We start from the raw sequence: 21,828 nt of genomic DNA on the forward strand, positions 1-21,828 counted from the left end.
ATACATTTTTGTTACAGTTATGTTACATCCCAGAAAAAGGAAAACGAGTTGACTATATTATCAACTCGTCCATTTCACCTTTTTTATTTATGTTCTGCTAACCATTCAGATACTTTTTTCGCATCTTCACCTTGAATAAGTCCTGGTGACATTGAACCGCGGCCTTTTTTAATAATCTCTTCGATATCTGCGGCGTCGTACTTACCGCCTACTTTTCTTAAATCAGGTCCAGTTGCCCCTGATAAATCTGTCGCGTGACATCCAGCACAACTTCTTTGGAAAATTTGTTCTGCGCTGTCTGTGCTTGCAGACTGTTTCGAAGACTTACTCTCTTCTTTATTTCCGCATGCTCCTAAAGCAAAAACAACCGATGTCCCTAGCGCAATAGCCAACAATTTCTTTTTCACTTCTATCGCTCCCCATTGTTGATATTCTTTTTATTCCTAACACACTCATTTTCATTATAAGCATTATCTTTATATAGAAAAACTAAGGTGTATTTCATATTCCTCAAAAATACAGTGAGAACCTTGATAAAATAAAGCTTTCATAAGTTGTTTCAATTCTGTGAACAACTTAAAAAACTTCTATAAAGAATCCTTTTTAAAAGGAAAATTAGAAAAGTTCTATATAAATCTTCACCCTATTACCGCTCTATTTTATTATTCTCTACTTTTTACAAAACAATATACAGCATTGTAATCTACATATAATCCCATCAAAAAGAGAAGTTGTCGTTTCCAACTTCTCTTCCTCTTTACTTCATCTATAAAAATAAAATCAAATTCTTTATATCCTCTATATCCTCAGCATGCGCCAACAATTTTGTTGGCTTTTTTTCGCTTATTAGATGCGAGAACGTAAGTAAGCATCAATAAATGGATCAATCTCTCCATCCATAACTGCTTGTACGTTACCAACCTCCGTATTTGTACGGTGGTCTTTTACAAGAGAATACGGGTGGAATACGTAAGAACGGATTTGGCTACCCCATCCGATTTCTTTTTGTTCCCCACGGATTTCATCTAATTGTGCCTGTTGCTCTTCTAGTTTCTTTTGATATAATTTCGCTTTTAACATCTTCATCGCATGCTCACGGTTTTTAATTTGTGAACGCTCTGACTGACACGTTACAACTGTATTTGTCGGTGTATGTGTAATACGAACTGCTGAATCTGTCGTATTTACGTGCTGCCCACCCGCTCCACTTGCGCGGTACGTATCAATTTTTAAATCTTCTGTACGTACTTCAATTTCAACTTCATCATTGAACTCTGGTACAACTTCACAAGATACAAACGATGTATGACGACGACCTGAAGAATCGAATGGTGAAATACGTACAAGACGATGTACACCTTTCTCTGCTTTTAAGTAACCGTAAGCGTTATGACCTTTAATTAATAAAGTTACACTCTTAATACCAGCTTCATCACCTGGTAAATAGTCAACCGTTTCTACTTTAAATCCACGTTTTTCAGCCCAACGTGTATACATACGTAATAACATAGAACCCCAGTCTTGTGACTCAGTTCCACCTGCACCTGGATGTAATTCTAAAATCGCATTATTTTTATCATAAGGATCACTTAATAGTAACTGAAGCTCATACTCATTCATTTCTTGAATTAAGCCTTTTACTTCTGATTCTAATTCCTCATGTAAATCTTCATCATATTCTTCTTTTAAAAGCTCATGCGTTACTTCTAAATTTTCGAACGTCTCATCTAACTGACGGAAACTTCCAACCATATCTTTTAACGCATTCGCTTCATTAATTACAACTTGTGCGCCTTGTTGGTCATCCCAAAATCCTGTGCCCATCATTTTTTCTTCTAATTCTGCAATTTGTTTCTCCTTAGTAGGGAGGTCAAAGAGACCCCCTAAAAGCCGCTAATCGCTTAGCCATTTTCTCTAATTCCTGTCTAATTTCTACTAATTCCATTTCCTTCACCTCTATGTAATTGCTGTTACTTTCGTATGAAAACAAGGGAAACTCTCTCCACTTATTACGGAGAGAGTTTAATTCTTCTTAATTATACATTTTTGATATAAAAGTTTGCAAAGCAGCCAAGCTACCGCCCTATATTACTGAACAATACCACAGCAGTTTTTATATTTTTTACCGCTACCACATTTACATAAATCGTTGCGGCCCACTTGGTCACCTTTTACAACTGGCTTTTTCTTCGCTTCTTCGCCATCGCTAGATGGATGAACAGCTTCACCTTGAACAACTTCTTGACGTTCTAAGTTTTGTTCAATTTCAGCTTTCATAATGTAACGAGAAATTTCCTCTTCAATAGAAGCAACCATTGACTCGAACATCGCGAATCCTTCCATTTGGTACTCACGAAGTGGATCAATTTGACCGTAAGCACGTAAATGAATACCTTCACGAAGGTGATCCATCGCATCAATATGCTCTGTCCATTTCGTATCTACAACGCGGAATACAACAACTTTCTCAAACTCACGCATTTGCTCTTCTGGCATAAGCTTTTCTTTGTCGTTGTAACGCTCTATTAATTTCGCGATAATCGGTTCGCTCATTTCCTCAGGAGCAAGGCGACGTAATTCTTCTTCTTTTATGTCTCCTTCTTGAAGCAGGTTTGTATTTAAGTAGTCAACAAGACCTTTAATGTTCCAATCTTCTTCAATTTCTTCTTGTGTATGAAGCGCAACAGCACGTTCTACTGTAGATTTCATCATACCTTCAATAATGCCACGTAAGTTTTCCGATTCCATTACTTCTTGACGTTGCTTATAAATAACTTCACGTTGCTGACGAAGTACATCATCGTATTGTAATAATTGCTTACGTGCATCATAGTTATTTCCTTCAACACGTTTTTGTGCAGACTCTACCGCACGAGAAACCATTTTACTTTCAATTGGCTGAGAATCATCCATACCAAGACGATCCATCATTGCTTTCATATTATCTGAACCAAATCGGCGCATTAATTCATCTTCCATTGATAAGTAGAACTGCGTCACACCAGGGTCCCCTTGACGACCAGCACGACCACGTAACTGATTATCAATACGACGGCTTTCATGACGTTCTGTACCGATAACTGCTAGACCGAAGATTTTCACATCGTCTCCAAGCTTAATATCTGTACCACGACCAGCCATATTCGTTGCAATCGTTACAGCACCTTTCATACCAGCTTCTGCAATGATATCTGCTTCACGTGCATGGTTTTTCGCATTTAAAATGTTATGACGTACACCTTTACGCGTTAACATTTTTGAAATAAGCTCTGAAGTTTCAATTGCAACTGTACCTACAAGAACAGGTTGCCCTTGTTTATGACGATTTACAATATCCTCAACAACAGCATTGAACTTACCTTCCATTGATTTAAAGATTAAATCAGCACGATCATCACGAATAATCGGTTTGTTTGTTGGAATTACAATAACGTTCATATTGTAAATGTTACGGAATTCCTCTTCCTCTGTTTTCGCTGTACCAGTCATACCAGATAATTTTTCATACATACGGAAGTAGTTCTGGAATGTAATTGTCGCAAGCGTCATACTCTCATTTTGAATTTCTACACCTTCTTTTGCTTCAATCGCTTGGTGTAATCCTTCGCTATAACGACGACCTTTCATAAGACGACCAGTGAATTGGTCTACAATTACGATTTCGCCTTCTTGTACAACATAATCTGTATCACGGTGCATAACAACGTGTGCACGAAGCCCCTGATTAATATGGTGAAGAAGTGCTACATGTTTTAAATCGAATAAGTTTTCAATATGGAAAGCTTTCTCTGCTTTCGTAATACCATCTTCTGTTAACATTACATTTTTCGTTTTCACATCAAATGAATACTCTTTTTCATTTTCTAACGTACGAACGAATGCATTTGCAAACATGTATAGCTCTGTTGATTTTTGAGCTTGTCCCGAAATAATAAGCGGCGTACGCGCTTCATCGACTAAAATAGAATCAACTTCATCGATAATAGCAAAGTGAAGTGGACGTTGAACGCACTGCTCTTTATATAAGACCATGTTGTCACGTAAGTAATCGAATCCAAGCTCATTATTTGTGCTATACGTAATATCAGCAGCATAAGCCTCTTGTTTCTCTTCGCGTGACATATGGTTTAAGTTAATTCCTACCGTTAAGCCAAGGAACTCATGAAGTTGTCCCATTTCGTTCGCATCACGTTGTGCTAAGTATTCATTGACTGTAACAACGTGAACACCTTTTCCTGTTAAAGCATTTAAATATACAGGTAATGTAGATGTTAACGTTTTACCTTCACCCGTTTTCATCTCAGAAATATTCCCTTCATGTAAGGCAATACCACCCATTAACTGTACGCCATATGGACGCATTCCAAGAACACGAGTTGCCGCTTCGCGAACAACTGCAAAAGCTTCAGGTAGTAGATCATCTACTGTTTCACCTTTTGTTAGACGTTCTTTAAATTCAAGCGTCTTTCCTTTTAATTGTTCATCAGTTAGTGGCTTAATAGATGACTCTAATGCATCAATTTGCTCAACTGTCTTTTGCATACGTTTAATTTGGCGTTGGTTTACATCAAACACCTTTTTTAAAATACCGATCATAGGAAATACGCTCCTCTTTTATTAAAATAAAACTTCCGATTGTTTTTCTTTTTCTCTATTACAATCAGTCGTTGTAAAAATCAAATGTATGTTATGCCAATTTTTCTCCTAATTAAAAAACTAAAATGTATATACCTAATGATAATTGTAACACTTGTCTTATAACTATGACAACAATCGGCCGAATGTCTCGTTCTAAATTAAGAAAAGTTTTTTAAAAATCTATTTTCAGCAAAAAAAGCGCAGCCATTTCGGCTGCGCTTGCGAATTATTATTTAGTTTCGATTAAACCGTATTTCCCATCTTTACGGCCGTATACAACATTAGTTTCATTTGTATCAGCATTTGTGAAGACGAAGAAATTATGTCCTAGCATATCCATTTGTAGGATCGCTTCTTCAACGTCCATCGGTTTTAAATCGAATCGTTTTGTACGTACAAGTTCTAATTCATCCTCTTCTACCGCATCCAGAACAGCTACTGCTTCTGGAAGGATAAAGTTCGTTTTCACAGAACCTTTCTCACGTAACTTACGATTTACCTTTGTTTTATGTTTACGAATTTGTCGCTCAAGTTTATCAACTACTAAATCGATAGCAGCGTACATATCGCTATTAGTTTCTTCTGCACGAAGTAATAAATCAGTAAATGGTATTGTTACCTCGACACGTTGCTTGTCAGAGTATACTTTTAAATTAACTTTAATCTCTGGGAATGTATCAAAATAACGCTCTAACTTACTTAGTTTTTTCTCTACATATTCCTTTAATGCTGGAGTTACTTCAATATTTTCACCACGAATGTTGAATTTCATAGATGAATTCCTCCTTTCAAGCCTATGTACTATAATTTCGACACTGGCTTAAAAACTCCTTCTAACTTTTTTAAAAAAATTAGTGGAATTGCGATTTTTTTATCGTTTTTTGTTGAAATGAAAAGATGCATCGTTTCTATCTTTATTTTATCCTATTAACATCGTGAATAACGAATATAACTGTGGACAATTCGTTACAGAAAAGAAACAACTTTTTGACAACTTACCCTATAACAAAAAACCCCTTGCGAAAAACAAGAGGTTCTACTACATATATATAACGTTGCCACAAATGCAGCTTTCTCTTCCCAAAAACAATATTCCTACAGTTTTACAACATTAGCTGCTTGTGGTCCACGTGCTCCATCTACAATGTCAAACTCTACTTGTTGCCCTTCTTCTAATGACTTATACCCATCTTGTTGAATAGCAGAAAAATGGACAAATACATCGTCACCATCTTCACGCTCAATAAACCCAAATCCCTTTTCTGCATTGAACCATTTCACTCTTCCTTGCATGTTCATTCCATTCCCTTCACTCTAAAAATCAGGGCATCCGCCCCATATTTTGACTATAACGAATGACAACATATGAAGTCAAAGAAGACTTATCGCCTTTTTATTATCCCTTTCGACACTGCCATATTAACTTCTACAAAGTGTCAAACTAGATACTTCCCTTGCCCCTCTTTCATATAACAAACTTCCGATTTGCCTAACTGTAATTCCAGTCGTATACACATCATCAACGAGTAAAATACGTTGCTCAGAAAACATCTCTTCTCCCTGAAAATAAAAAGGATTGCTTCCTGACATCCTTTCTTTACGTGTCTTCTTACTTTGCTTTTCTGTTTCCCTTCTTCTTAATGATGGATAAGAAATTTTGACAGGTAAACAAGTTGCTAATAACTCAGCTTGATTAAAACCACGTTCAACTTCCCTTTCCTTACTAAGCGGAACAGCGATAACGGTTGAAACATTAGCAAAATACTTTTGAAATAAACTTCGAAAAGGACGATAAAAAATGCGCACTAACTCTGCATCCCCCCGAAACTTAAACTGCGCTACTATTTCTTTCATCTCATCATCATACATATATAACGAACGGTTTTTAAAAGAACGATACTTCGCCTCTTTCATCCACCTTAGACAATCTATACAAATACCTTCTTCTTGAAATGAGACAGGAACATATTCTAAAGGCCGCCCACACTCCATGCAAATTTCTCCTATAATATAGGAAAGTTTCTGCTCGCATCTATCACATATATATTTTCTATGACACTTTACCAAAAAATTGTACCAACTAACCTTTTCTACACAACACTCATCACAAAGTAAACAATGCATTAATCGATCAATCCTTGTTCTTTGGCATTTTTATTCATACCTTGAATATGTTTTTTCGCGCGCACCATCGCCTCTGTCTTACCATAGTGAAAATAAATGACCTCTCCATACGGTGCTTCAAAGCTCCGCCCTGCTCGGCCCGCAATTTGTACGAGTGCACTTTCTGAGAATATTTCTTCTTCCGCCCCTAAAACCGCTACTTGCAAATTTTTCACCGTTACGCCTCGCTCTAAAATTGTCGTTGTAACTAATAATGGGATTTCTCCTTTTCTGAAAGCCGCTACTTTTTCTCTTCTCCCCGGATCTTCTGCATGTACACCTTCAATTCGCTTGTTTAATGATTTTAACAACAGGCTTATCTCTTCTATATATCGCACATGAGGGACAAATAAAAAAATAGGATGTTTTTTATTTAAGTATGTTTGTAACCACTGTAGTAAAACTCGAGGAATTCTTTTATGAATGAGGCTTTTTTTCCAATTCCCGCACCAACAAAATAAAGGAACTGGTAAAGGATGACGGTGATATCGTCCAGAAACAATAACACCTTTTTGTTCACCTTTTTTAAATTTCCGCTTCCACGTTTCATCTGGAGTCGCAGTTAAATAAATACGCGCCGCCCTTTCTTTCATCGCTTGTTTTACCGCGTACTGTAACATTTGATCTGCACAATATGGAAAAGCATCTATCTCATCTACAACCATGACATGAAACGCCCTATAATAACGCAATAATTGATGCGTGGTCGCAACGACTAGTACTGCATCTTTTTCTTTATCCACACTCCCTCCATATAAAGCCGCTACCTTTATATATGGAAATACTTCTTGTAATCTCGGTGCTAATTCCAGAACAACATCCGTTCTCGGCGTTGCGATACAAAATCTTTCTCCTTTTTGAAGCGCTTCGTTAATACCGTAAAACAACATCTCTGTTTTCCCAGCCCCGCATACAGCCCAAATAAAAAATGATTCTTTTCGCTTAATAGCCTCTACAACACCTTGTGCTGCCAAATTCTGACCAGTAGACAACTTCCCGTTCCACTGTAACAAATTTAAATTCTTTTCTCTCTTTCTTTCAGCAATCCCGCGAACAAGTACAGCACATTCACTTACCCTCCCCATCGTTATACACTTCCGGCAATATGTGCACACTTTACTGCACCTTTTACATAAAAACGACGCAAATAGCCGCTGTTCTATATTTCCACAACGCTGACATACATATTTAGAAGCCTTCTTTTTTACACCTTGTACACACACGACCTCTCCCTTCTTTTTCAAATCATTTAATTCCCTCTGTAAATCTGAAGAAAGTTCGTCTAATAGCAACTGTTTCCCCGCTAGCATCGACAATCACCTCCATCACTACTATAAACCCTTCTTCAAATCCCGTAAAAACTCAAAAAAGCCGATAACCTACTTATAAAATAGTAAGCTATCGACTTTATACACGTTTTTTATTGAATTATAATTCTATAATCTTCCGTAACCTAAGAAATGTTTTTGGTTGTAAGAGCTATTTACACTACCGTAAGTAACACCTGTTGACTCATCAGCAGCATGAATTATTTGACCGCCACCGATATAAATACCAACGTGAGATACACCTTCTCTATATGTACCTTGTAAGAAGATAAGATCTCCTGGTTTCGCTTCAGATGCGCTAATCTTTTGTACAGAACTCCACAGACTTCTAGTATCTTGACGACCTAAACCGTAAACGTAAGAGATTAAACCACTGCAGTCAAAACCACCGTTTGAAATTGATGCACTACCCCATACGTATTTTAGTCCTACTAAACCTTTAGCTTTTTCGACAACATCTTGTCTGCCACCTTTAGTATCAGCTGGTACTTCTGGAGTTGGAGCTGGTTTTTTCGCTTCTTCTTTTTTAGGCTCTTCTTTTTTAGACTCTTCTTTCGGAGCTTGTACAGCATTATTTGCTGGAGCTGCTGGTTGAGCTTGTGTTGGTGCTGGTTGAGCTGCTGGTTGTTGTGCAGCTTGCTCTGCTTGTTTTTGAGCAGCAGCTTCTTGTGCAGCTTTTTCTTGCGCTTCTTTTTCAGCAATTTGTTGTAATTTTAATGCTTGTTGTTCAAGCTCTTTTAATTGGCTTTCCGTACTTGTCATCGTAGTTACAACTGTATCCATTTTACCGCTTAAATCATTTACCGCTGTTGCTTTTTTCTCTTTTTCAGCGTCAAGTTCTTTCTTAGCAGTTTCAATTTGAGCTTGTGCTTCTTTTAATTCTTTTTGTTTCTCTTTTACCGTTGCAACATCTTTTTTCACACTAGCTTGGTCTTCTTGCTGTGTTTTCATGATATCTTCATCAGACTCAAGAATTTTAGAAACAGAAGTTAAACGATCAACTAAATCTGCAACGTTTTTAGAGTTTACAAGAACTTCTGTTACAACGTTCGTATTTGGCTGTTCTTGAAGTGCAACTAAACGCTTTCTTAATAACTCTTCACGTTTTGCAATCTTCGTTTGTAATTCTGCAATATCTTTATTTTTCTTTTCAATTAATTGCTCAGTATCAGAAACTTTTTTCGTTGTTTCATCAAGCTTTGCAGCATTCTCTTGAACAGACTTATCTAAACCTTGAATTGTTTTGTTTAAGTCATTCATTTGTTTTTGTAATTCATCACGTTCTTGTTGTTGTTTATGTAAAGTGTCATTTTGTGTATTAATTTGTGATTTCACGTCAGAAATTTTATCTTCTGCAAATACATTTGGTGTTAGCCCTGAAAACATTAACCCTGCAACTAAAGCGCAAGATGCCATTTTTAGCTTTTTCATTTTATTTTTTACACCGCTTTCTTTTTTCTTTTTCCGTATATAACCTATAAAATTTATACCATAATTCGGGATTTTTTTTGCTAATGTTACGTTTTTGTAAAACAAATGTAATATTATATGTAGCTCTAGCGCAAAATTCGTATATTTTTGTATGTGTGTGTAGAAATTTATATACTTTTCTTACTTCTATAAACAAAGAAAAAACGTAAGGAATCCCTTACGTTTTATTAAATATACGAATACAAATGAAATGCTACTTCATCCATTTCTCAGCCCAATTTTGGACCTCATCCATAACACTTTCTAACGCTTTTCCCTTGTCAGTTAAGCCATACTCGATTCGAACTGGTACTTCTGGATAGACATTACGAACTACAATGCCCTCGCTTTCCAATTCCTTCAAACGCTCTGACAACATACGATCGCTCATATTTGGGATAATATCTGCGATTTCTCTAAAACGTTTCGACTCTTCAAGCAAAGATTTAATAATTAAGCCAGTCCATTTCTTACTAAGCAAAGTAAAAGCTGACTCAAACTTTGGACATAAACAAGAATTATGCTCCATATGTTTCACCTCTCTTCTATTATAATATAGTTTCTTGTAAAAAGTAAGTTATAAAACTTTCCTCATTATTTTATTTTACGTACATTTTACCATTTCCAAATATTAACTTGTCAACTAAACGTAACATCCCCGTAAAAAAACCCTCTTAAAAAGAGAGCTTTTTATATCTTTATTACTTCGTATACCATCCAAGACCTAATGCACCTTCACCTAAGTGCGTACCAATTACAGCTCCAAAATAACCTGTACGAATTGTGACGTGAGGATATTTTGCTTCTAATTCTTTCTTCCATTCATTCGCTTCCTCTTCACGTTGCGCATGAATGATAACTGCTTCCATAGGTACACCTTTACTTGCTTGCTCATCAAAAATTTCAATGATACGTTTTAATGCTTTTTTACGTGTACGAATCTTTTCAAACGGAATAATGATTTTATCTCTAAAATATAAAACTGGCTTCACTTGTAACAGACTGCCGATGAAAGCTTGCGCGCTATTTAATCGACCACCACGTTGTAAATGATGTAAATCATCAACTACAAAATAGGCGTCCATCGTTTTCTTCATTTCATCAAAACGAGCAATAATCTCTTTTGGATTCTTTCCTTCACTTGCTAACCTTGCACCTTCACGCACATAAAATCCTTGTACTTCACAACTAATTTCAGAGTCATACGTGTATACATCAATACCCTCTACCATCTGTCCAGCTGTCGTTGATGTTTGATATGTACCACTAATTCCACTTGATAGGTGAATACTAATAACTGCATCATAATCTTTAGCTAGTTCTTCATATAACTCAACAAACTTTCCGATTGCTGGTTGAGAAGTTTTTGGAAGTTCCTCTTGTTCACGTACTTTCACATAAAAATCATCTGCTGAAATTTCAGCTTCTTCTTGATAAGATTCTGTTCCAAACACAACGTTTAATGGAATCATATATATATTGAGTTCATCACGAATTTGCTTCGGTATATATGCTGTACTATCAGTAACAATAGCTATTTTCATTTTCGTACCTGCCTTATAAAAAGTTTTATTTCCTAATTTTACACGAAAACTACAAATGGTGCATCCATACAGGGAAATGCCGGTTGAAATTATACTCACCATCTCGACAAATTACAACAAAAAGATAAAATACTCACCAAAAACTTCAGCCTATTTAGAAAAAATGTTTGAATATAAAAAGGCTCGCTTTTAAAATGGAAAGTACTAGTCATTTTGATAGATAGGGGCGTATACAAGTGCTATTACAATATTTAACAATCAAAGACTACGGCGAACACGAAATCGTCATTCAAAAATCAAGATTTATTTGTTATGTTAGCCGAGCAACGACTGAGGAAGAGGCTCAAGAATTTATACAAAAAATAAAAAAACAGCATTGGAATGCAACACATAATTGTTCCGCTTATTTAATTGGCGAACAAGATCATATTCAAAAAGCAAATGATGACGGCGAGCCTAGCGGTACAGCTGGCGTACCAATGCTAGAAGTACTTAAAAAACGTGGGCTAAAAGATACCGTCGTTGTCGTAACACGCTATTTTGGTGGCATTAAACTTGGCGCAGGTGGATTAATTCGTGCATATGGAAAGTGTACAAGCGAAGGCATTAATCATGTCGGTGTTGTCCAGCGAAAACTAATGCGTGTGATGCAAACCGAGATTGATTACACATTACTTGGCAAAGTAGAAAATGAATTACGTAATTCAAAATATGCCATTAAAGATATACATTATCTAGAAAATGTCACATTTGATACTTATGTAGAAGAAGACGGCAAACAAGCATTCACAGATTGGATGATTGAATTAACAAACGGGAAATGTACAATTACAGAAGGAGATATGTTGTACTTAGAACAAGATGTTATCTAAGCATAACTCTTTTATCACCTTCAAAGATTAATGTAGTGAATTACTTCCCTACAAATGAACTAACGAACTAAGGAGATTATATATGGAAGAACGTTATTATCATCTCCAAAATAGCAGAATAAAAAAGAAGCGAAGAAGGAAACTTTTCTTCTTCCTTATTTTCGCATTTTTATTTGGCAGTATAGGAGTTTATGTGTTAAATTCTTACTCTTCTCTTATGGGGATGTATAGTGGTTTTACTCGTGAAAAATCGGATTTAAGAAACAAAGATGTAGAAATTACAAAAGAACCTTTTACAATTCTCATTATGGGGATAGAAGATTATGCGACAGACGGTCAAAATGGTCGTACAGATTCATTAATGTTTGCAACAGTCAATCCGAAAACTCAAAAGATTTCACTTATGAGTATTCCTCGTGATTCTCGAGTTACAATTGTTGGTAAAAATAAGGAAGACAAAATTAACGCTGCCCATGCTTACGGCGGAGAAGAAATGGCAATCAAAACTGTCGAAGGCTTTCTAAAAGTTCCTGTAGACCATTATCTTAAAATTGATTTCCAAGGCTTTAAAGGTATCGTTGATGCTGTTGGCGGCGTTACTGTTGACGTACCCTTCGATTTCTGGGAGCGCTCTGACGTAGATTACTACAAAAAAATTCAATTTAAGCAAGGACAGCAAAACTTAAACGGTGAAGAAGCACTTGCTTACGTCCGTATGCGAAAGCAAGATCCAAATGGCGATTATGGTCGAGCTGCTAGACAAAGACAATTACTAGCCGCTGTTGCCCAAAAGCTAAACTCAACCTCTACTGTATTTAAAATTAAAGATTTAACAGCTGTCGTTGGAAAATATATAAAAACCGACATTCCTATTTCAGACGGACTTGCTCTTTACAATAAGCTTTCTGGATTTGACCCTTCTACAATGCAAACGTTAAAGCTTGAAGGCGAAGACAAAAAGATAGGCGGTATTTATTACTTCCTTCCAGATCCAATCAGTGTAGAAACGGTGCGTAACGAAATTGAAAAAGAATTAGGAGAAAAAGCAAAAAATCCAACTACAAAAAACAACTCAAATCCTGATTCAAATGCAAGTTCAAGTTCTAATTCTAACGAACAAGCAAAAAAAGAAACAAACCAAAATAAAACACCAACTGATCCGCCACCTTCTACAAATGCTCATGCAGAGTGGATTATGCGCAATCAGCCGTAACAAAAAGGCCCAATCTATCCGATTGGGCCTTTTTTATTTACTTATTAAAGTGTTGTAAAATCGCTTCTACAATGCGCTCTGATGCACGACCATCACCGTAAGGGTTAGATGCTTTCGCCATCTTATCATGAGCTTCTTTATCTGATAACAACTCATCAGCAAGACCAAAGATTGTCTCTTCGTCTGTTCCTGCTAATTTCAGCGTACCTGCTTCTATACCTTCAGGGCGCTCTGTTGTATCACGAAGAACAAGAACTGGTACCCCAAGTGATGGAGCTTCTTCTTGTACACCACCAGAATCCGTTAACATTAAGTATGAACGAGCTGCAACATTGTGGAAATCAATTACATCTAGCGGCTCAATTAAATGAATACGATTATGTTCACCTAAAATTTCATTTGCTATTTCACGAACAACAGGGTTCATATGAACAGGGTACACAACTTGTACATCTTCATGCTTATCAACAAGACGCTTAATTGCACGGAACATATTACGCATAGGTTCACCTAAGTTTTCACGACGGTGAGCTGTCATAAGTACAAGACGATCATTTCCAAGTTTCTCTAGTACAGGATGACTATATGTTTCTTTTACAGTCGTTTGTAGCGCGTCAATCGCTGTATTTCCTGTGATGAAAATACGTGACTCATCTTTATTTTCCTTCTGTAAGTTCGTTGCTGATTTTGCTGTTGGTGAGAAATGAAGATCCGCCATTACACCTGTTAATTGACGATTCATCTCTTCTGGGTATGGAGAATACTTATCCCACGTACGAAGTCCCGCCTCAACATGACCTACTGGAATTTGATTATAAAAAGCAGCTAAGCTTGCAATAAATGTTGTTGTTGTATCACCATGTACAAGTACAATATCCGGCTTCGCTTCTTTCATTACTTTATCCAAACCTTCTAAACCACGCGTTGTAACATCAATTAAAGTTTGGCGGTCTTTCATGATATTTAAATCGAAATCTGGCGTAATTCCAAAGATATTTAATACTTGATCTAACATTTGGCGATGCTGTGCTGTTACAGTCACAATCGATTCAATTTTTTCTGGTTGTTTTTGCAACTCTAATACAAGAGGTGCCATTTTAATTGCTTCTGGACGTGTCCCGAAAATTGTCATTACTTTTAAACGTTCAGTCATATGATTGCCTCTTTTCTTTCACTAATTACAGCTTCTATTATGACATATAAAAATATGCATGAGTACATCCCTTTTTAACGTATAACAGAAACTTTTCTATTACAAATACTTTTTCTGCCCACCGAGTAATAATCTATCTTTTGTTTCTTAACATCTTCATCAGTATAACAATTTCTCCCATCGAATAAAATAGGCTCTCTCATAAGTTGTACGTACTTTTCTAACGGGTACACTCGAATAGCTTCCCATTCTGTTACGATAAAAACCGCACTCGCATCTCTAATCGATTCATCTATACATCTACTATATTGTATAGCATCTCCAAATATATTTTTCACATATTGAATTGCTTTTGGGTCGTACAGAACAATTTCTGCACCTATATTAAGTAATGCTTCTATTATAATAAGAGATGATGCCTCTCTTATATCATCCGTATTCGGTTTAAAGGATGCGCCAAGAACTGCAATCCGCTTTTTATTCATGTTCATAACTTTTTTCGCTTTTTCAATCAATAGCAGCTGTTGCTTATTATTTACTTCAATAACCGCTTTTAACAAACGAAAATCATGAGCAACATTTCCCGCAATTTGCACCAGCGCTTTCGTATCTTTTGGAAAACATGATCCCCCGTATCCAATACCTGCATTTAAAAAAGATGCACCAATCCTCTTATCCATTCCCATTCCTTTGGCAACATCCAATACATTTGCGCCTACCTTCTCACATATATTTGAAATTTCATTAATGAAACTAATCTTTGTAGCTAAAAAGGCATTCGAAGCGTATTTAATCATCTCTGCACTTTTAATATCTGTAACATACGTTTCTAAGCATAATTTACTATACAAACTCTCTACTCTTCTTGCTACTTCCTCACTATCGGCTCCAATCACAATACGATCTCCATGAAAGAAATCATAAATACCTGAACCTTCACGCAAAAACTCTGGATTCGATACGATATGTACTGTATGCCTCCCTTTTAACTTCTCCTCAATCCATCCCTTCATTACATCATTTGTACCTACTGGAACTGTACTTTTCGTAACAACAATAATATCGTTCGTCGCATATAATCCAATATCGTTACAAGCACTCTGAATATACGTTAAATCCGCCGTCCCATCTAATAAAGATGGGGTTCCAACTGCAATAAATATAAACTCTACATCATCAAATGCCTCTTCTTTATTTGATGTAAAAGTTAAAGCATTATTCTCATATGCATGATTTATTAATTCATGTAATCTAACCTCATAAATAGGTAAATCCCCTTGTTTTATCCGTTCAATTTTTTCATCATCTATATCAAAACATGTAACTGAATGCCCCAACTTTGCCAATCCTACTCCTGTAATCAATCCAACATATCCAGTACCTATTATCGTAATTTTCATTTCCTTTTCGCACAGGAATTTACAATAGAAAAGATATGAAATACAGAATTCTCCCTGTGCTTCCCCCTCTCACATTAAAAATGAGAAAACCCTTTTCTTTCTTCATTATATGAATTACTTCCCTCATTCTTTTTAAAGTTTTTGTAAAATTAAATGCACTATAATATAAAGTGAAACTTTAATTAGTAGGAATGGGGCTACTAGTTGATGCGAGATAAATTCCCACATTTTAACATGAAACTTACTCATTTCTACGTGTAACACTTATAATACTGAAGTAAAAGTATTCACTATCGAAGAAAAAGAGGAAATGTCATATTCCAAAGTCCAGTACGATTAACCTTCTCATATGATGCAACATTCTATATACAATTGTCATATATTCTATCCGCTTCCATTAACCGTAAAGAGAAAAAAAGATTGAATTCTAATCTTTTTGTGATACCATATGTTATGAGCCTGTAAATAAACATCATAATTTTCAGATAAATATATTTTCAAAAAAAAAAATTACGTTAGAATATAAAGGGTGGGGTATTAATGGACTCACAAGTGATTTATGCCATTTTGGCATCTTTCATCACTGTACTCGTCGTTACTCCTTTAGTTATTAAATTAGCTTTTAAAATAGGAGCGACAGATAAGCCAAACGCACGTAAAGTGCACCAAAAAATTATGCCTCGTCTTGGCGGGTTAGCAATATTTATCGGTGTAGCTGTAGGGTTTGTTGTCGGCGGCTTATATGAGCAAAGAATGTTATCGATAACGCTAGGTGCGATTATCATTGTAATCATCGGAATTTTAGATGATATGTACGAGTTATCTGCGAAAGTAAAATTCGGTGGACAACTGTTAGTTGCCATTATGATTGTAAAAAGTGGATTATTAGTGCAAGTATTATATATCCCATTCCTTGGGGATACTGAACTTGGATGGCTTGCTTATCCCATTACAGTATTTTGGCTTGTAGGTATTACGAATGCAATCAACTTAATTGACGGCTTAGATGGATTATCTGCTGGTATTTCATCTATCGTACTTGCAACGCTAGCATATATGGCCTTCACTAGCCCATGGGGTACTGGAACAGCTATTATCTTGCCACTCGCATTAATTATATTAGCAAGTACAATTGGATTTTTATTCTTCAACTTCCATCCAGCAAAAATTTTCATGGGAGATACAGGAGCACTATTTTTAGGATACTGTATTTCTGTTATATCGTTACTTGGATTATACAAAAGTGTAACGTTATTCAGTTTTATCGTTCCAATTATCATTTTAGGTGTACCTATATTTGATACGATATTTGCAATCATCCGTCGTATCGTAAATAAAAAACCTATTTCAGCACCAGATAAATCGCATTTACATCACCGCTTACTTGCAATGGGATTCTCTCATCGTAAAACGGTACTAATTATATACGCATTCGGTATTTTCTTTAGTGTAAATGCCATTATTTTCACTAGTGCAACGTTATGGTTATCCATTATTCTTCTTTTCGCTTTGATTTTCTTCACAGAAATCATTGCTGAAATAATCGGGCTTGTACATGAACGTTACAAACCACTTATTTCCTTTTATAAAAAAGTGAAAAAACGCGAAGACTAATTGTAGTATAGCCTTTACCATTATGAAATATTCAAATAGCATCCTCTTTCTTACAAGAGGATGCTATTTTTTATTCCTTATTTTATATTTCCAAAATATAGATTGTTTGAGAGTTCCTCTATTGGAGAAAGATATACATAATAAGAAACGTATCAAGTTTTCTTTTTTACATCTTGATTGTCAAACTGAGGGTGAATGTTATGATCAAGCGAGTATTTCAATGTATTATTTTATTCTTAACAATTACTATGTACGCATCATCTAATACTGAAGCAACAACTGTTATTCCTGCTGAACATTATCCAAATACTGAAACGAACTCTCCTACACAAAAAATTGCGTACTTAACATTTGATGACGGGCCAAACAAATATACTACACAAATTTTAAACATCTTAAAAGAAAAGAACGGAAAAGCAACTTTCTTTGTTATTGGTGGAAAAGTACCACATTACAAAAAGACAATGCAACGATTGATTAAAGACGGACATTATATCGGACTTCACAGTATGTCACACGATGTAAAACGCCTTTACACTGGCGATCCATCTGCTTTAATTACAGAAATGGAACAAACACAAAACATTGTCCAGCAAGTTACAAAATTAAATACACATCTCGTTCGTGTCCCGTATGGTAGCATGCCTTACTTAAAAAAGAATTACCGTGATGCACTTGTATCAGCCCAGTATAAAATGTGGGATTGGACAATCGATACATACGACTGGAAAAGCTATGACAATCCTTCTGCCATACTAGAAAGAGTACGTAATCAGAGCGACGAACAAATCGAAGTAATTTTAATGCATGATTCGAGTGTAACCGTACAAATACTGCCACAAGTAATTGATTACTTACAGTCACAAGGATACAAACTTCTTCCCTATAATCCATCTTCCCATCTCGAAGTAAACTTTTGGAAAGACACAAGATTGTAACAGCTTTAGTGCCTATATGCTAAAGCTGTTTTATTTTTCTCTTCCCACCCTTCCCATTTTTGTGTAAAATTTTAAATAGTGATGAAGTTTCGAGGTGAATAGAAATGAAACGAATAGATCTCATTTTTAATGCAATACAAGAAGGCAATTATACAGAAGGTGTAACCGCGTCAGAACTCGCTACATTTCTGCAACTAGATCGCGCTAATGTAAGTAGCGACTTAAACAAACTTGTAAAAGATAAACGTTTATTAAAAACAAATACGCGTCCTGTTCGTTTTTATATCGAAACGAACACTTCGTTGGAAACGCATTCAAAAGAAATAACTTCATTAGATACATTTGCAATTGAAAATACGAGCCTTAAAATCGCAATTGAAAAAGCGAAAGCTTCTATTCTCTACCCTCCAAACGGTATGCATACTTTACTACTAGGAGAAACAGGGGTCGGAAAGTCTATGTTTGCTTCTTTAATGCACGAATATGCAATTGAAGTTGAACAGCTTCCCAAAAATGCACCATTTATCGTCTTTAACTGTGCTGATTACGCAAACAATCCACAACTACTACTCGGACAGTTATTTGGGATTAAAAAAGGAGCTTACACAGGTGCGAGTGATCAAAAAGGATTAATTGAAAAAGCTCATGAAGGAATTCTCTTCTTAGATGAAGTACATCGTCTGCCTCCAGAAGGCCAAGAAATGCTTTTCACCTTTATTGACCGCGGAGTATACCGCCGCCTTGGAGAAACAGAGAACGAGCGTAAAGCACAAGTATTAATCATTACTGCAACAACAGAAGAACCAAATTCATTTTTATTAAAAACATTTACAAGACGTATACCGATGACTGTTACGCTGCCACCACTTCGTGAGCGTACACATAAAGAGCGCTTTGCTTTACTACAGCTATTTTTCACAAATGAAGCAATTCGTCTGCGAAAAGAAATTCATGTTAGCCCAAATGCAATGCGTGCTTTCGTCTTTTATAATTGTCCCAATAACATCGGTCAATTAAAAACGGATGTACAAATCGCCTGTGCAAAAGCCTATTCTGACTTCGTGACAAAGAAACGTGATTCTGTCTATGTTTCAAGTACAGACTTACCTTGGTATATGAAAGAAGGGCTGTTCATTGAAAGAAAGAGCCGTCACTTATACCAAATACCAAATGAAACATTTGTATTTACAGGTGATGAAGGTTGGAGTAATCATAAAACAGAAGATGAAAAACGCTCTTCTATTTACGATTATATTGATTATAAATACGAAGAACTTCAAGCACGTGGTATTGAAGAGGAAGAATTAGAATTACTAATAGAAAATGATGTTCAGAGCTTTTTCGTACAATATTTTAACCAAATATCAAAAAAAACAAGCCATGAAAATGTTTTTAAAATTGTGGATCGTAATATCGTTTCCGTATGTGAAAAAATAGCGGAACTTGCTGAAAAGCATTTATCTAAGACATTTGATGAAAAAGTATTTCTCGCTTTAAGCTTACATGTACAGACAACTCTACAACGTTTACAAAGTGGAAAACAAATACATCACCCGCAATTAAATCAAATTCGTACGAAATATAAAGAAGCCTTTTCCGTCGCTATGCAAGGCATTCAACTACTGGAAGAAGAATTACAAATAACAATGCCTATTGATGAAGCTGGCTTTTTAACAATGTTCTTCGTTGTTGATCCAATTCCTGCCTCACAAACAGAAGTAAAAGTATTAATATTAGCACACGGTAATGGCATCGCAACTGAAATGGCAAACGTTGCAAACGAACTTCTCGGCATTGAGGAAGTAACCGGTATTGATATGCCGTTACACGAATCACCGAAAGATTTCTTAGAGCGTGTAAAAGTGTATATGAAAACACTACAAAATGTAAATGGGCTTCTCTTACTTGTTGATATGGGGTCACTTGCTTATATCGGTGACATATTAGAAACGGAGTTCAAAATTCCTGTACGTGTTCTCTCGATGACGAGCACACCACATGCACTAGAAGCAGCTCGAAAGGCTCAGCTCGGTTATTCATTAGATGCGCTATATGAAACAGTAAAAAATTTAACACCGTTTTACTTAAACGTACAAGAAGAAAAGAAAAAACCTCTCTCTCCAATGAAATCTGTTATTTTAACAGCTTGTTTAACTGGTGAAGGAAGTGCTTTAGCTATTCAAAAAATGTTAGAAAACTATTTAAGATTTAATAAAGACTTAATTGAAATTATTCCGATTAGTATCGTCCATGAAAAAGATTTAACGAAAATGATCGAGAACATAAAAAAAGAGCGTAACATCATTTGTATCGTCACGAATTTCGATGTGCAAGTACCATGCTTAACATATCATTTCCAAGACATCGTAAACTACACAGCAATTCAGCCCATTCAAGAATTAATTACGTATGAAGAAACATATGCAAAAATGGCGGATATTCTTGAACAACAAATGCAGCGTAACGATGGGGCATTACTGATCAAAACAATTCGTTACGCATTAAATACAATCCAAGAATTAATTTCCTTACAGCTAACTCCTGATAGCTTAATGGGTGTTATTCTACATATGAGCTGTATGGTTGACCGTCTTCAAAAAGGAGAAAGCCTTCTTCCTCATCCTGATAAAGAGAAAAGAAGACAAGATGAATACTGGATGTATATGAAAGTAAAAAAAGCATTGCAACCAATTGAAAATACATTTGAAATACAAATACCAGATGACGAAGTATTTTACGTTATGGACTTCTTTATTAAAAATCAACCTGTGAAAAATTAATCGAGGCAGTTTTTAAATATATCGACCGTCACGCAAGTTATATCAGCGATTATTGAAATATATCGGCGTAACTCAGATTATATCAGCGATTTTCAAAATATATCGATTTACCCACAATAATCGCTAAAACTAGCACCTTATATAATGAGAAAAGGCTGTTCCAACATATGGACAGCCTTTTCCTCTACTTCTTTACTTTTCTAACTCGCCCTCTTATTTCTCCTCTTTTTTGTGATTTCGTATGAACATTAACATATACATTTGCTTGAATAATTTCTTGAAGTAAATGTACAAATGATTTCCCTTGTAAAGGTCCCTCAAAATCCTCCACATTCACTACACCAGTAATACTTCCCTCGTTCAAGCTAATCCCTTGCTCCAGTGGACCATACAAATATAAAACAACAGGACCAATTTGAGTAGACTTTCCTAAATGAATTTGACACGATGTAACCTTTTCTATATTTTTTAGTATGACTCTGTAATGCAATTTCGTTAAATCATCACTAAAAATAAACTCTGCTACCCCAAAAGCTTCTGTATTTACAGGAGGCACTTCCCTCTTACCTGTTAACCTGGCAAAGAAATGTGTTGTCATAAGGCATTCTCCTTATATAAATTTCCCAGCACTACTTCTACTACTTTATGGTTTAGACATAATCATTTATGACTTTTTCAATTTTAATTACAAAGAAAAGATTCACAAAATCTTTAC

18 protein-coding genes are annotated in these 21,828 nt (G+C 35.8%); 5 read left to right on the top strand and 13 right to left on the bottom strand.

Annotated features, from left to right (window positions below):
• Positions 1-83: 83 nt before the first annotated feature.
• The 10 genes from cccB to RT27_RS08485 form a co-directional block, all read right to left on the bottom strand.
• Positions 84-407: a cytochrome c551 gene (cccB, locus tag RT27_RS08440; protein ID WP_000727971.1), complete on the bottom strand. Its 324-nt coding sequence runs from the start codon at positions 405-407 to the stop codon at positions 84-86.
• A gap of 439 nt (positions 408-846) precedes the next feature.
• A protein-coding gene (gene prfB, locus RT27_RS08445) for a peptide chain release factor 2 (RefSeq protein WP_098138763.1) occupies positions 847-1,945 on the bottom strand; the annotation gives its coding sequence in 2 pieces (ribosomal slippage) (positions 847-1,872 and positions 1,874-1,945; 1,098 coding nt in all).
• A 143-nt stretch (positions 1,946-2,088) separates the two neighbouring features.
• The gene (gene secA / locus RT27_RS08450) at positions 2,089-4,596 is read right to left on the bottom strand and encodes a preprotein translocase subunit SecA (RefSeq protein WP_029443605.1); all 2,508 of its coding nucleotides are present in this window, start codon (positions 4,594-4,596) and stop codon (positions 2,089-2,091) included.
• A 271-nt stretch (positions 4,597-4,867) separates the two neighbouring features.
• Complete coding sequence (raiA, locus tag RT27_RS08455) at positions 4,868-5,410, bottom strand: ribosome-associated translation inhibitor RaiA (RefSeq protein ID WP_000671193.1); 543 nt, start codon at positions 5,408-5,410, stop codon at positions 4,868-4,870.
• 323 nt (positions 5,411-5,733) lie between these two features.
• Complete coding sequence (gene cspC, locus RT27_RS08460) at positions 5,734-5,931, bottom strand: cold shock protein CspC (RefSeq protein ID WP_001990088.1); 198 nt, start codon at positions 5,929-5,931, stop codon at positions 5,734-5,736.
• 126 nt (positions 5,932-6,057) lie between these two features.
• Positions 6,058-6,762, bottom strand: coding sequence for a ComF family protein (locus RT27_RS08465; protein ID WP_082044801.1), 705 nt, complete (start codon positions 6,760-6,762; stop codon positions 6,058-6,060).
• Positions 6,762-8,111, bottom strand: a complete 1,350-nt coding sequence (gene comFA, locus RT27_RS08470) for an ATP-dependent helicase ComFA (RefSeq protein ID WP_043935820.1) — start codon at positions 8,109-8,111, stop codon at positions 6,762-6,764. The genes RT27_RS08465 and comFA overlap by 1 nt, the downstream gene beginning before the upstream one ends.
• 126 nt (positions 8,112-8,237) lie before the next feature.
• Positions 8,238-9,665 carry a C40 family peptidase gene (locus RT27_RS08475; protein WP_029443610.1) on the bottom strand — a complete coding sequence of 476 codons (1,428 nt, stop codon included), beginning with the start codon at positions 9,663-9,665 and terminating at the stop codon, positions 8,238-8,240.
• 148 nt (positions 9,666-9,813) lie between these two features.
• Positions 9,814-10,128, bottom strand: a complete 315-nt coding sequence (locus tag RT27_RS08480) for a helix-turn-helix domain-containing protein (protein WP_000400857.1) — start codon at positions 10,126-10,128, stop codon at positions 9,814-9,816.
• Between the two features lie 172 nt (positions 10,129-10,300).
• The gene (locus tag RT27_RS08485; protein ID WP_016079728.1) at positions 10,301-11,143 is read right to left on the bottom strand and encodes a DegV family protein; all 843 of its coding nucleotides are present in this window, start codon (positions 11,141-11,143) and stop codon (positions 10,301-10,303) included.
• Between the two features lie 236 nt (positions 11,144-11,379).
• On the opposite strand from RT27_RS08485, the gene RT27_RS08490 reads away from it, so the two are divergent.
• Together RT27_RS08490 and RT27_RS08495 are read left to right on the top strand one after the other, a co-directional pair.
• The gene (locus RT27_RS08490; RefSeq protein WP_016079727.1) at positions 11,380-12,015 is read left to right on the top strand and encodes a YigZ family protein; all 636 of its coding nucleotides are present in this window, start codon (positions 11,380-11,382) and stop codon (positions 12,013-12,015) included.
• An 82-nt stretch (positions 12,016-12,097) separates the two neighbouring features.
• Positions 12,098-13,228 (top strand): LCP family protein, encoded by a 1,131-nt coding sequence (locus RT27_RS08495; RefSeq protein ID WP_029443611.1) that lies wholly within the window; start codon positions 12,098-12,100, stop codon positions 13,226-13,228.
• Positions 13,229-13,265: 37 nt separating this feature from the next.
• Here the strand turns inward: RT27_RS08495 and wecB are convergent, their stop codons facing one another.
• Positions 13,266-14,381, bottom strand: a complete 1,116-nt coding sequence (gene wecB, locus RT27_RS08500) for a UDP-N-acetylglucosamine 2-epimerase (non-hydrolyzing) (protein ID WP_043935821.1) — start codon at positions 14,379-14,381, stop codon at positions 13,266-13,268.
• Between the two features lie 74 nt (positions 14,382-14,455).
• Positions 14,456-15,781 carry a UDP-glucose/GDP-mannose dehydrogenase family protein gene (locus tag RT27_RS08505; protein WP_043935822.1) on the bottom strand — a complete coding sequence of 442 codons (1,326 nt, stop codon included), beginning with the start codon at positions 15,779-15,781 and terminating at the stop codon, positions 14,456-14,458.
• 540 nt (positions 15,782-16,321) lie between these two features.
• Between RT27_RS08505 and RT27_RS08510 the strand changes: the two genes are divergently transcribed.
• The 3 genes from RT27_RS08510 (at position 16,322) to RT27_RS08520 (ending at position 21,113) form a co-directional block, all read left to right on the top strand.
• On the top strand, positions 16,322-17,395 hold the full coding sequence (locus RT27_RS08510; RefSeq protein ID WP_000378306.1) for an MraY family glycosyltransferase: 1,074 nt from the start codon (positions 16,322-16,324) through the stop codon (positions 17,393-17,395).
• A gap of 200 nt (positions 17,396-17,595) precedes the next feature.
• Positions 17,596-18,333, top strand: coding sequence for a polysaccharide deacetylase family protein (locus tag RT27_RS08515; protein WP_016079724.1), 738 nt, complete (start codon positions 17,596-17,598; stop codon positions 18,331-18,333).
• A gap of 104 nt (positions 18,334-18,437) precedes the next feature.
• On the top strand, positions 18,438-21,113 hold the full coding sequence (locus RT27_RS08520; RefSeq protein ID WP_043935823.1) for a sigma-54-dependent transcriptional regulator: 2,676 nt from the start codon (positions 18,438-18,440) through the stop codon (positions 21,111-21,113).
• Between the two features lie 184 nt (positions 21,114-21,297).
• Here RT27_RS08520 and exsM read toward each other — a convergent pair whose 3' ends face one another.
• Positions 21,298-21,711: an exosporium regulatory protein ExsM gene (gene exsM, locus RT27_RS08525; protein ID WP_000207046.1), complete on the bottom strand. Its 414-nt coding sequence runs from the start codon at positions 21,709-21,711 to the stop codon at positions 21,298-21,300.
• Positions 21,712-21,828: the final 117 nt, after the last annotated feature.

This window comes from Bacillus sp. L_1B0_5 (assembly GCF_000836715.1).
Classification (GTDB): domain Bacteria; phylum Bacillota; class Bacilli; order Bacillales; family Bacillaceae_G; genus Bacillus_A; species Bacillus_A thuringiensis_S.